The sequence below is a fragment of the Anaerocolumna cellulosilytica genome (assembly GCF_014218335.1).
GTDB lineage: Bacteria > Bacillota > Clostridia > Lachnospirales > Lachnospiraceae > Anaerocolumna > Anaerocolumna cellulosilytica.
This window is the reverse complement of the sequence record NZ_AP023367.1, coordinates 2840529-2853397: the sequence shown is the minus strand read 5'-3', so window position 1 is coordinate 2853397 and position 12869 is coordinate 2840529. Positions and strand designations below refer to the sequence as shown.

Sequence of the window (12869 nt, the reverse complement as noted above, 5' to 3'; positions counted from 1 at the left end):
AAGAGTTATGAATTTGGAATTAAAACAAGCCAATCAACTTCCGGTACGAACCTGGAGTTGGCTTAAGGTAAATGAATTAAAATTACAGCAGGATATACCTGATAGTAGTCCTTATGATAACAATCCGTTGAAAAATAAGGCATTACCCAAAGAGATTCAATTACAATATAGGAGATGGCAGGATAATATTGGAAAAATTTCTACCGGTATGGGTAAGGAGGCAGAAGAGTTCATTAAAAATCACAAAAATGCCGGGATTTCACTTCATCTTACCCAAGGAACAAAACAAATAGAACCGGTATTGCTTCAGTATTGCATAGATGAAGCAAATCCTTCCATCCTTGAGTATAACGAAATTATATTGGAAGAAGATGCAGAAATAACACTGGTTATAGACTATAAAAATAAGACGGCTTGCTCCGGCTTTCATGGCAGCTTAACCTATATAAAAGCAGGGAAAAATGCAGTTATACATCTTGTGCAGGCCCAGGTGTTTGATGATAGTATAACGCATATGAATAATATTGGGGCAGTTTTAGAGGATGGCAGTACGGTTCAGATTACGCTGGGTGAACTGGGAGCAGGTACTCTGGCCGGTGGTGTTATGGCAGATCTTGATGGGAATAACAGCAACTTCTCTCTTAATACCATATATTTAGGAGATAAGAGCAGAAGTATTGACTTTAATTATGTTATGAATCACTATGGAAAGCATTCTGTCAGCGAAATGAATATAAATGGTGCGTTAATGGACACCAGTAAAAAGTTATTTAGAGGTACCATTGATTTCAAAAAAGGGGCAAAAGGTGCCAAAGGCCAGCAAAGTGAAAATAATCTGCTGTTTAGTCCCGGTATTAAAAATGTCTCTGCACCTTTAATTTTATGTGGTGAAGACGACGTAGAAGGAAAACACGCTGCTAATAGCGGCAGGATTGACGAAGATGTATTATTTTATATGATGTCCAGAGGTCTTGATGAACTAACGGCAAAAAGGGTAATACTTGAAGCCTGGTTTGAACCAGTTATTCAGAAAATTCCAGATGAAATATTACAAGGACAACTGTTAGAATACGTAAAAGAGAGGTTAGACCATGTTAAATCCCTATAAAAAAGACTTTCCTTTACTTGCAAAAACTTATCAAGGAAAACCACTTATATATTTTGACAATGCGGCTACGACACAAAAACCGGAAGCCGTGCTTAAGGCAATGGAAAGATATTATATAGAAGAAAACTCCAATCCTTACCGGGGGTTATACGATTTAAGTACTAAAGCTACTGAAAGTTATGAACATGCCAGAAAAAAGACCGCAGAATTTATTAACGGAAAACCGGTAGAAATAATCTTTACCAGAAACACCACAGAAAGTATAAATCTTATTGCCTACAGTTATGGAAGAGAATTTCTTACAAAAGGAGACGAGGTGGTAGTAGCCATATCAGAGCATCATAGTAACATTCTCCCTTGGCAGCAAATTACAAAAGAAAAAGGGGCGAAGCTGACGTATCTATATGTGAATGCCTTAGGACAAATCCCTGAGGAAGAAATTGAAAAAAAGATTACAAAAAAGGTTAAAATTGTCGCTATTGCACAGGTATCCAATGTACTTGGTACAATCCACCCTGTAAGATATATTATTGAAAAAGCACACAAAAAGGGGGCTGTTGTTGTACTAGATTGTGCCCAATCCATTCCGCATTATCCGTTGGATGTAAAAAAACTTAATGTAGATTTTGCAGTATTTTCTGGTCATAAAATGTTAGGACCTATGGGTATTGGAGTGCTGTACGGGAAAGAAGAACTCTTACTTAAAATGCCGCCGTTTTTAACCGGCGGAGAAATGATTGAATCTGTAAGCGAGCAGGCAGCCACTTTTGCACCATTACCCCAAAAATTTGAAGCAGGTACCGTTAATGTAGGCGGAGCGGTAGGACTTTCTGAGGCTATCAGTTATATAAACAGGGTCGGTTATGACACGATACAAAAGATAGAACATGAACTGACGGATTATGCACTAAATCAACTGGCTGGTATACCGGAAGTAACGGTTTATGGAGAATCTGTAGTCAGCAATTATAGAAGTGGTGTAATATCTTTTAACGTTAATGGTATTCATCCACATGATACGGCTTCCATTCTGGATGCAGATGGTATTGCAGTCCGTGCCGGCCATCACTGTGCTCAACCCCTTATGAAATATATGAAATTAGCAGCAACCTGTAGAATTAGTTTCTATTTTTATAATACGCTGGAGGAAGTTGATGCTTTTGTCAAAAGTTTAAGCAATGTCAGGAGGTGGCTTAATAATGGGAATTGAACAAATTTATTCTGAGGTGTTGCGGGAACATACCAGTTCCAATCGTAATAAACATCATATTGAAAATCCAACGATTGTACAAAAAGGAATTAATCCCAGTTGTGGAGATGAAATTGAATTGGAACTACGGATTAAAGACGGGAGAATCGAAGCGGCGGGATTTACCGGTAGTGGCTGTGCTATCTCTCAGGCGTCAGCTTCTATTATGGTAGACCTTATTAAAGATAAGCCTGTTGATGAGGCATTAGTACTGGCTGACCGTTTTTTTTCTATGATAAAACATGAAATAACGGAGGAAGAAGAGCTGGAAATATTAGAAGATGCGATTGCATTAAAAGATATATCCCATATGCCTGCAAGAGTAAAATGTGCCGTTTTGGGCTGGCATACGCTAAAGGAATCTGTTCATAGAAAGTGAAAAAGGTCTGTTGCTAAATGATTAATTTATGAGGCAACAGACCCTTTTATTTTCATTTGGTATGTACGAATTTAGATATATAATATAATCTAATTTAAGATTATTACTGATACGGGGCAGTTGATTTCTGCCTCTAAAACATCCTTTTCTTTATCAAACGGGATTTCTTTGGAGGAAACTTCAGCATAAATATTTTTATTCATTTTAAAAATTGTTGGACAGATATCTGTGCATAAACCGCACCCGTTACACCCTCTTTTTGCAATAGCTACTTTCATAATTCTCTGTCTTTGATATAATCTGATTTTTTACCTCAAAGTTATATCAATACACTCCTTTCTTCGGTAATAAATAACCACTTCCGGTATATTACCAGTAAATGGATTGAAAATACATAAATCAACTGATTTTTACAATTTACAATAGTATTCTATCAGGTTTTCAAGGATTTTACAATAAACCACATTTTGGTATTTATTAACCGAATTCACTAATTCATACGTCCATTATTTAAAAAGAATTTTTACAATTCAGGAATAATTCTGGATATTCTGAGTAAAAGCGGATATTTGGGATAAGAATATAACAGATGAATGTGTAAAAAAGGAAAAGGAGTTACTATGACAACATTTGAAGAACTGTATCGAAAACTTGTTAAACAATCTCTTGGAAAAGAGGACAATAGCAGTGAGATTGCTGATTATGACCCACACCATTTAGATTGTTTGCTCCACCCTGATAAATTTGCACCGGTTTTAAAAATCGGTGACTGTAATTGTCCTCCGGACAAACCTTCTGCCTGTCAGAGAAGTTGTATTTTTGATGCAATTGTCCAAGGAGAAGACGGCGTAATACGTATAGATAAGGATCAATGTGTCGGTTGTCATGCCTGTATCGATAATTGTAAATCTGAAAAATTAACAGCCAGTCGGGATATTCTCCCTGCTTTAAATGCGATACGTTTAGCAAAGGGGCCCGTTTACGCACTCATTGCCCCTGCATTTTTAGGACAATTTAGTCAGGAGGTAACACCCGGTAAGTTAAGAAATGCTTTTAAAAAATTAGGTTTTTCGGGAATGATTGAGGTGGCATTATTTGCTGATATTCTTACCCTAAAAGAAGCACTGGAATTTGATAAAAATATACTCACCGAGTCAGATTTTCAATTGACCAGTTGCTGTTGCCCTATGTGGATAGGTATGATAAGGAAGGTATACAACGATTTAATGCCTCATGTACCAGGTGCTGTATCACCTATGGTGGCTTGCGGACGTACTATCAAAGTGCTGCATCCGGATGCCTTAACGATTTTTATTGGACCTTGTCTGGCAAAAAAAGCAGAAGCTAGGGAAAAAGATATTTGTGATGCTGTTGATTTTGTATTAACCTTCCAGGAAGTAAAGGATATCTTTGAGGTGGCAGAAATAAATCCCGCGGACATGGGGGAAAGTGAAAAAGATCATTCCTCAAGAGCAGGCAGAATTTATGCCAGAACAGGAGGGGTCAGTGAGGCAGTAGAAAAGACTCTTGAAAGGTTGAATCCTCACAGAGAGATATCTATAAGAACCACCCAGGCAGATGGTGTACCTGCCTGTAAGGAGATGATTAACCGTTTGAAAGAAGGAAAAATTGAAGCAAACTTCTTTGAGGGGATGGGTTGTGTCGGTGGTTGTGTTGGAGGTCCCAAGGTTATGATTAACAGGGAAAAGGGGCGTGAAAATGTAATCGAGTACGGAGAAACGGCAACTTTTAAAACGCCCATTGATAATCCATATGTTATAGAATTGCTTCATCAGCTGGGCTTTGATACGGTTGAGAGTCTCTTAGAGCATAGTGACATATTTACCAGAGATTTCAGCAGCTAAATCCTATGGAATTATTGTGAAATAAATGAAGAAATATAGGTTTTACACCCACTCTTGTGTTAGAATAAACTATGTAAGATTAAATACTTCGTATATTCTTACATAGTTACGGCTATAGTGGAAATACTAATTTTGTATTGAATAACAAGGGAAAGGATACCGTATATGATATTGTCAGCACTCTTATAATGGCGGTATTTTACAGGTGTATAAAGTGGAAAATGCAAAAAAGAAAAAACTTTTTGAAGAGATTCACCTGCATTTATTAGAGGATCAACGTCCTTCTGAATACCTGAGTACTATTTTGTTAGAACCGTTGTTTAGCGAATATCCTTTTTCTATGATAAAAAACCTGACAAAAGCAGAGCAATCACCAGTGCATCATCCGGAAGGGAATGCCTGGAAGCATACTTTACTGGTAGTAGATGAAGCTGCCAGGAGACGTAAGGATAGTAAAGAAGGGGAAGTATTTATGTGGGCCGCACTATTGCATGATATCGGAAAGCCGGTCACCACCAGAGTCCGAAAAGGTAAAATTACTTCCTATGACCATGACCGGGTTGGTGCTAAGATGTCAAAAGAATTCCTTAGCTTTTTTTCTTGTGAAGAGAACTTTATAGAAAAAGTGTCAGCCTTGGTACGCTATCATATGCATATACTCTATATAGTTAAGGATTTATCCTTTGGAAACATCAAGGATATGAAAGAAAATACCGATGTAAATGAGCTTGCACTTCTTGGATTATGTGACCGCCTGGGACGACTAAAGCCGGATAGAGAAATCGAAGAAGAGAATATCAAACTTTTCTTAAATAAGGTACAGAATAGGAGATAACTTATGGCAAAAAAAGATAATAAAGGCAGAAATAATATTAACAAAAAAGACCATCAATTAAAAACGGAAGCAGTAACCAGTTCCGCAGCATCTAATAAACAGGAGACAAAGAATGGTAAGTAAAAATAGAAATGAATAGATATAAAAAAGAGCATACGTAAATTGAATTCAAATACAATTTAGTTTATGCTCTTTTGCATATATATTTATTTATGCTTCAGCGATATTCATAAGGTGATCAGCAATGCGTTCTAAATCCGTTAAGATTTCGTCAAAAAGCATACCGGCTTCAATATCACATTCACCATTTGTTACTCTGTTAATATGAGTTTTCCGATATTCTTCCGTATAATGATCCACCTGAGCTTCTAGATAGTAAACTTTTTCTTTACGCTCTGCGGGTGAAAGTGCTTTGTTATTAGAATGTGTAAACATTTCCTGAATTGTATTTCTAATATCACCTAATTCTTTTAGACCTGCTGTTGAAAATGAAAGCTTACGTTCCACACAATGCTGTGCATGCTCTGCTATATTTAATGCATGGTCTCCGATACGCTCATAGTTACTAGTAATGACTAAAAGTCTGTTTACGGCTCTGGCAGATTCTTTGGATAAATTTAATTCATTGGTTTTTATAATATACTTTTTAATTTCTTTATTTAAAAAGTCGATTAAATCTTCCTGATAATTTACCTGTGCAATTGTCTCTGCCGTCGGAGCACAAAAATCAGATGTTGCTAAAAGAAAGTTGTCTCTTGTTACATTTTCCATACGATGAAGTTCAGCATCCATACTGATTAAGGCAACAGATGTATCAATTGCCTTCGTTTTATCAATAAACTCTAACTTAATTTGGTTTTCAATCTTGTCTTCACCCTTTATAATTTTTAAAGCAATTTTAACAAGTATGGAACCAAAAGGCAGCAATAATACGGTTGTTACAATATTAAAGATGGTATGAAGATTCGCAATCTGTCTTACTGTATTGCCCGGAGCCAACAATTCCATCCAGTGGTCAAAAGGTAGAATAAAGCTGACGGCTATAAACAAAGCAGTACCAAGTACATTAAATAGAACATGGCACAGAGCAGCACGTCTGGCATTTTTATTACTTCCGATTGAAGCAAGCATAGCGGTTATACAAGTTCCAATGTTCTGTCCAAATACAACATACATTGCACCGCCGATACCAATAAGACCCTGACCCGCCAATGCTTGTAATATACCAACGCTGGCAGAGGAACTTTGTATAATGCAGGTAACTAAAAGACCGGTTAATACACCAATAAATGGATTGGTGAAGTTTGTCATCATATCACGAAATGCCTGTACCTCACGCAGAGGCTTCATAGCGTCACTCATGGTACCCATTCCGATAAATAACATTCCTAAACCGATGATAACCATTCCGAGATAATTAATCCGTTTTTTCTTAGCGAATAAAATAAACAGAACTCCGATAAAAGCCAGCACTGGTGCAATTGCACCAATATCCAGCGCTATTAACTGTCCGGTAACGGTGGTTCCAATGTTTGCACCCATAATCACGCCTACAGCTTGGGACAGATTCATAAGACCTGCGTTTACAAATCCAACAACCATAACCGTAGTAGCGGAAGAACTTTGTATAACTGCTGTAACGGCAACACCCACTAGCATACCAAGCAATCGGTTAGTTGTTAATTTTTCAAGTATCTTTTGCAGTTGAGACCCGGCTACCAGCTCAAGCCCATCTCCCATAATTTTCATGCCATATAAAAATAAAGCAAGTCCCCCTAATAGTGCAAATAAATCTGTGATTTTCATTATATGAAAACCTCCTGTTAAAGTTTAAGTAAATCATTATGTTAGAGCAGATGCTCATACACGGTTATTTAAAATATAATACTTGGTACTACCAGCGGGTTACTTCCTGATAATGAGGGCAAAGAACAGCAAAAAATGGTTTTAGTGCTGTCAAAATATTCATATCCAAGCATTATTTTGTCCTCCTTTCGTTCTAATTGTAAACTAGTATTAAGAATTTATCAATAATGAATTAATTCTTTGTAAAATTGCTGTATAGACAAATTCCTAAAAATAGAATAATGTATGTATGTGATTAAAATATGAATATTTTGAAATATTTCTATAGATTTCTTTTGGAAAATGGTGTATCATTAATCCCGTGGTTTTTTTTATTAGAATATCAAAAATATTTTGTAGCATGCTCAATGCATATCCAGTCAATCTGGAATGTGCTGTAATAAATAGATTGGAAGAATCAGAATTAGCGATTTTTACAAGGTGCATAAATTCTTTTAATCTTCAATCAATAAAAATTATTTAGGATAAATTAGTTGCAGCAAGAGTGTTATGATAACTTTTAAGGAGGAATGACAAGATGAGAAAGACAAAAATAGTATGTACATTAGGACCCTCAACGGACCGTGAAGGTGTATTAAGGGAATTGGTAATAGCTGGAATGGATGTGGCCAGATTTAATTTTTCCCATGCTGATCATGAGGAGCATATGGGGAGATTAACAAAATTAAGAGAAATCCGCAAAGAATTGGGACTTCCTATTGCGGCACTTTTAGATACTAAGGGACCTGAAATCCGTATTGGTAAATTTAAGGATGACAAAAAAATACAGTTAAAGAAAGGCCAAACATTTACTTTAACTGTGAGGCATATTGAAGGAACAGAGACTTGTGTATATGTTAATTATGAAAAGTTAATTCAAGATATACAGGTTGGTTCCATCATACTTATTGATGACGGTTTAGTAGAACTTGTTGTTAAAGAGCTGACTGACACAGATATTATTTGTCAGGTAAACAATGATGGCGTTGTTTCCAACAATAAGGGTGTTAATGTACCTGGTTCAAAATTATCAATGCCTTTCATCAGTAAAAAAGACAGAGACGATATTATATTTGCTATTCAGCAGGGATATGATTTTATTGCAGCATCCTTTACAAGAAATGCGCAGGATATTATGGATATCCGTAAAATTCTTGAAGAATATAACTGCAATACAATTAATATAATTGCAAAAATTGAAAATCTTGAAGGTGTAGAAAATATCGATGAAATCATTGATGTATCTGACGGTATCATGATTGCCCGCGGTGATATGGGTGTTGAAATTCCCAATGAAGATGTTCCTGTTATTCAGAAGATGATTATTAAAAAAGTATACAATGCCGGAAAACAGGTTATTACTGCAACACAGATGCTTGATTCTATGATAAAAAATCCTAGACCTACAAGAGCAGAGACTACTGACGTTGCCAACGCAATTTATGACGGAACCAGTGCAATCATGCTCTCTGGTGAAACTGCTGCCGGCGCATATCCAATTGAAGCTGTTAAGACTATGGATCGTATTGCTGTCCGTACAGAACAGGATATTGATTATAAGAAGAGATTCCGTGCATTGGAGTCACAGGAAAATCCTGATATTACGGATGCAATATCTCATGCTACCTGCACTACAGCTCATGACTTAAATGCAGCCATGATTATAACTGTTACAAAATCCGGAAAAACTGCAAGAATGATTTCCAGATATCGTCCAGCTTGCACAATTATCGGTTGTACAACGGAAGAGCATGTAAGCAGACAATTAAATCTATCATGGGGTGTTAAGCCTATGATGATTCGTGAAGAAAAAGATACTTTTGAACTATTTGAGCATGCAGTTTCTCTTGTAGAAGAAAAAGGATTAATCCAAAAAGGCGAATTAACTGTAATTACAGCAGGGGTACCGTTAAGAGTTTCTGGTACTACTAACTTAATTAAGGTTCATATTGCTGGAAACCAATATTAATTATTGAAACATTTACCCGGTATTTATAAATCCTTTCCTTGGAATACACATTTGTTCCAAGGAAGGCGGTTATACTACCGGGTTCTTTTAATGTAGAAAGGTTAAATACAATGAAACTGATAAAGCTCCATAGTCTAAGTATAGGTCAAAAAAAAGCAGTTGATGAACTTGTTGCGGTATGTCTCAAATTTGATAAACTAAAAAGAACCTTATACTTGGAAAATGACTTGAACTTCTATGAGAATCTGGACAGTTTTTACCTGCTTTATGAAAAAGGCAGATTGATTAGTGTACTTACCATTCTTGAGCCTTATATGGATACAGCTGAGATATCAGCTTATACATTGCCGGAATATCGAAGAAAAGGCTGCTTTACAAAACTTTTTTATAGAGCCGCAGATGAGTTGGAAGGTTATGAAATTTCTCATGTTCAATTTGTAATTGAGCCTGAGAGTAAATCAGGTATTTCAACTGCAAGAGCTTTTGAAGCAGCCTATGAAAGATCTGACTATTTACTGCAATTAAAAATCAACACTGTAACTGAAGGATGGAAAAGACATCAGAAAGAAGAAATATTAACAAACCAATCTAAAGGGTGGGTGTTAAGAGCAATAAAGGAAGAGGAATCTTTTGAAGCTGTAAAACTACACCAGAATATATTTAAAAATTCTATGGAAGAGGCAGAGCATATCATTCGCAGTGGACTTGATTCTGAGAATATGGAGTGTTACGGTTTCTTTATAGGAAACAAACTTAAGGGGCTTTGTAGCTTAAGTTTTCATTCAGAAACTGCATCAATCTTTGGACTTGGCATTACGTTATCTGAAAGAGGCAAAGGTTATGGTAACGCCTTGCTGTATCAGGTTATAAAACAGGCAGAAGAGAAAGGGAAAAAATCTATAACCCTGGAGGTTGCCAGTGAAAGTATCGAAGCTTTTGCCATGTATAGAAATTGCGGATTTGAGATAGCGACACAATACGACTATTATACTTGTGCGTTAGATAATATATAATGATAAATGGAAGGTATCTCTATTATTATTCATGAATAGAATCCTTGCAATTGGCCGTAACAATTACCAAAAGAGAGCATATATTATAAAAAAAGTATATCCATTAAGGACAATATGGCATATAGAATCGTAGTTGACGCGGGACATGGCGGATATGATAGTGGTGCTGTCTACAACGGACGTCTGGAAAAAGAAGATAATCTGGATCTTGCCCTGGCGGTCGGTGAGATACTGGCTAACAACGGCATAGATGTATTGTTTACCAGAATCGATGACACATATGTATCACCTTTGGAAAGAGCATATTTGGCAAATGCAGAAGATGCCGATTTATTTGTCTCTATACACAGAAATTCAAGCGCCACCCCAAATACTTACAGTGGAGTACAAACCCTTATTTATGATGAAACCGGCGTGAAATATATCATAGCCGAAAATATTAATCAGGAGTTAGAAGCTCTTGGATTTACAAATCTTGGGATTGATGTGCGGACAGATTTAGCAGTACTTAGAAGGACAAATATGCCTTCGCTTTTAATTGAGGCAGGGTTCCTGAACACGGATTCAGATAATCAGATATTTGATGAAAGATTTAATGACATAGCTTATGGAATAGCCTCCGGTATTTTAGATGGCTTAGGGGCAGAACAACCGGAAGAAGCGCCTATTTACCGTATCCAGGTTGGATTATTCAGGGTATTGGATAATGCCAGAAACCTTCAGAATAATCTGAATGCAGCGGGATATGAAACATATCTGAGTAATCAGGGAGAATATTATGCCGTACAGGTTGGAGAATTTGTAACAATGGAAGACGCAGCCGAACTGGAGAGGGAGTTACGCCAGCAAGGATATAGTACCTTAATAGTACGAGAGTAAAGAATCTAACATGTAAAGTACTAAATCCTCGGATATAGTATGCTGATAGTACGAGAACAAAGAATAGTATAGTGTGTGGTAAAGAGGAGTGGCTGTGTATAAGTCTGCTCCTTTTTTGTTGCTTTATTTGATTTCTTTTACTTGACAATCTAACAGTTGTTAGATAAAATAATTCTAACAACTGTTAGAGGAGAAAGGCATGGAACGCGGGACAAAATTAAAAATACAAGAAACAGCGCTAGATTTATTTTCCCAGAGAGGGTATAGCAATGTATCTATTCGGGAGATTGGGAAGATAGTTGGCATTAAAGAAAGTACCTTATATTATCATTTTAAAAATAAACAAGAAATATATGATGTTTTATTGTCAGAATTTCGGACATTAACGCAGAACATACTGAAAGGTTTTCAGCAGGAACTAGGCAGGGTGGCTGAAATACAAAAGGCAGCTTTTGTAGATGCAGGTCTTGCTTACTTTTTTCAATATTTGTTAGAGAATACGGTATTAAAATTTTTACGGATGCTCATGATTGATCAATATACCAACAAAGAAGCAGCACAACTATATCAGTTACTAATGTTTGAAAACCCCTTAGAGCATAATCATCAGGTATTTGAATATTTAATTCATAAAAAATATTTTAAACAGGAAAACCCAGAATACTTGGCTTTGCATTACTTTAGTCCTTTTTTTGTACTGTTCCAAAGATACTTTGCAACCGGAGAAGTAAGGGAAGAGATTAAGTTAATTGCCAAACACGAGTTGTGTATACATTTAAATACGTTTTATGACACATATAGTATAAGTTCAGCAAAAGGAGATAAATATGAAAGTATTTAAAAATGAACGTGCTAAACAAAAAATATATAACTCCTATGACCTGCTTTTAAAGCATTGGGAGGTGGAAATAGAAGAAAGAGAGGTGCTTACACAGTATGGCAGCACTCATATAATTCAATTTGGAGATAAAACCAAACCGCCTCTGGTTTTGTTTCATGGTGTGGGAGATAATTCAGCTTTAATGTGGTACTATAACTGTAAAGCTCTGTCTGAGCACTTTAGTATTTACGCGGTGGATACACTTGGCGGACCGGGGAAAAGTGTACCGGGACATACATATAATAAAGATTTTAAAACGATTCTTTGGCTTAAGGAGGTAATGAAGGGTTTACAACTAAGACAAGTATACATAGCCGGAGTTTCTAACGGCAGCTATCTTGCACAGCTATTTGCCATAAGAGAGCCCGAGCGGGTAATTAAAGTAATCAGTATGTCGGGTTCCATTCTGACAAATAAGCAGAAAAGCCCGTTGAAAAATATGCTTAAGGTATTTCTGCCGGAGGCGCTGTTCCCTACAAAAAAGAATGTCATAAAACTGATTAAAAAGCTTACCGGTGATAATAGTTTTATGTTTACCGATAATACAGATATATTAAATCATTATCAAGATTTGTTGCAGGGATTTCAGACTATGGCAATGTCTTATCATAAACTGGAGTATTTTACAGAAGCTGAGTATTACAGCTTAAAAAACAAGGCATTATTTTTATGTGGTGAAGATGATCCCCTTGGCAGCAGAGAGCGAACGGAGGGAGAATTTCAAAGATTGGGACTAAACTATCGGTTTTATAAAGGGGTGGGTCATGGAATAAACCATGAGATACCGGATGTGATAAACAAGTGTATTATCGAATTCTTTCTAGAGATTTAAGGATGCGTTTTATCT

11 protein-coding genes and 1 pseudogene are annotated in these 12869 nt (G+C 36.4%); 10 read left to right on the top strand and 2 right to left on the bottom strand.

Annotation, left to right across the window (positions count from 1 at the left end):
• Positions 1 to 7: 7 nt before the first annotated feature.
• The 3 genes from acsn021_RS11655 to sufU are packed head-to-tail and all read left to right on the top strand — an operon-like array spanning position 8 to position 2736.
• Positions 8 to 1108 (top strand): SufD family Fe-S cluster assembly protein, encoded by a 1101-nt coding sequence (locus acsn021_RS11655; RefSeq protein ID WP_184089224.1) that lies wholly within the window; start codon positions 8 to 10, stop codon positions 1106 to 1108.
• Positions 1092 to 2318: a SufS family cysteine desulfurase gene (locus acsn021_RS11650; protein WP_184089227.1), complete on the top strand. Its 1227-nt coding sequence runs from the start codon at positions 1092 to 1094 to the stop codon at positions 2316 to 2318. The genes acsn021_RS11655 and acsn021_RS11650 overlap by 17 nt, the downstream gene beginning before the upstream one ends.
• Positions 2308 to 2736 carry a Fe-S cluster assembly sulfur transfer protein SufU gene (gene sufU, locus acsn021_RS11645; RefSeq protein WP_184089230.1) on the top strand — a complete coding sequence of 143 codons (429 nt, stop codon included), beginning with the start codon at positions 2308 to 2310 and terminating at the stop codon, positions 2734 to 2736. Before acsn021_RS11650 ends, sufU begins: the two co-directional genes overlap by 11 nt.
• An 89-nt stretch (positions 2737 to 2825) precedes the next feature.
• Here the strand turns inward: sufU and acsn021_RS11640 are convergent, their stop codons facing one another.
• Positions 2826 to 3014, bottom strand: a complete 189-nt coding sequence (locus acsn021_RS11640; RefSeq protein ID WP_184089233.1) for a ferredoxin — start codon at positions 3012 to 3014, stop codon at positions 2826 to 2828.
• A gap of 342 nt (positions 3015 to 3356) precedes the next feature.
• Between acsn021_RS11640 and acsn021_RS11635 the strand changes: the two genes are divergently transcribed.
• Entirely contained in the window at positions 3357 to 4601 is a 1245-nt protein-coding gene (locus acsn021_RS11635) for a [Fe-Fe] hydrogenase large subunit C-terminal domain-containing protein (protein ID WP_184089236.1), read from the top strand.
• A 214-nt stretch (positions 4602 to 4815) separates the two neighbouring features.
• Positions 4816 to 5436 carry an HDIG domain-containing metalloprotein gene (locus acsn021_RS11630; RefSeq protein WP_184089239.1) on the top strand — a complete coding sequence of 207 codons (621 nt, stop codon included), beginning with the start codon at positions 4816 to 4818 and terminating at the stop codon, positions 5434 to 5436.
• A gap of 210 nt (positions 5437 to 5646) precedes the next feature.
• Here acsn021_RS11630 and acsn021_RS11625 read toward each other — a convergent pair whose 3' ends face one another.
• A complete protein-coding gene (locus acsn021_RS11625) occupies positions 5647 to 7242 on the bottom strand; it encodes a Na/Pi cotransporter family protein (protein WP_184089242.1) in 1596 nt (531 codons plus the stop codon).
• Between the two features lie 577 nt (positions 7243 to 7819).
• On the opposite strand from acsn021_RS11625, the pseudogene pyk reads away from it, so the two are divergent.
• The 5 genes and pseudogenes from pyk to acsn021_RS11600 form a co-directional block, all read left to right on the top strand.
• Positions 7820 to 9241 (top strand): annotated as a pseudogene (gene pyk / locus acsn021_RS11620) (pyruvate kinase); the annotation flags it as partial.
• Between the two features lie 119 nt (positions 9242 to 9360).
• The gene (locus acsn021_RS11615) at positions 9361 to 10263 is read left to right on the top strand and encodes a GNAT family N-acetyltransferase (protein WP_184089248.1); all 903 of its coding nucleotides are present in this window, start codon (positions 9361 to 9363) and stop codon (positions 10261 to 10263) included.
• 114 nt (positions 10264 to 10377) lie between these two features.
• Positions 10378 to 11142, top strand: a complete 765-nt coding sequence (locus acsn021_RS11610; RefSeq protein WP_184089251.1) for an N-acetylmuramoyl-L-alanine amidase — start codon at positions 10378 to 10380, stop codon at positions 11140 to 11142.
• 199 nt (positions 11143 to 11341) lie between these two features.
• A complete protein-coding gene (locus acsn021_RS11605; protein WP_184089254.1) occupies positions 11342 to 11983 on the top strand; it encodes a TetR/AcrR family transcriptional regulator in 642 nt (213 codons plus the stop codon).
• Positions 11970 to 12854, top strand: coding sequence for an alpha/beta fold hydrolase (locus acsn021_RS11600; protein ID WP_184089257.1), 885 nt, complete (start codon positions 11970 to 11972; stop codon positions 12852 to 12854). The genes acsn021_RS11605 and acsn021_RS11600 overlap by 14 nt, the downstream gene beginning before the upstream one ends.
• Positions 12855 to 12869 lie beyond the last annotated feature (15 nt).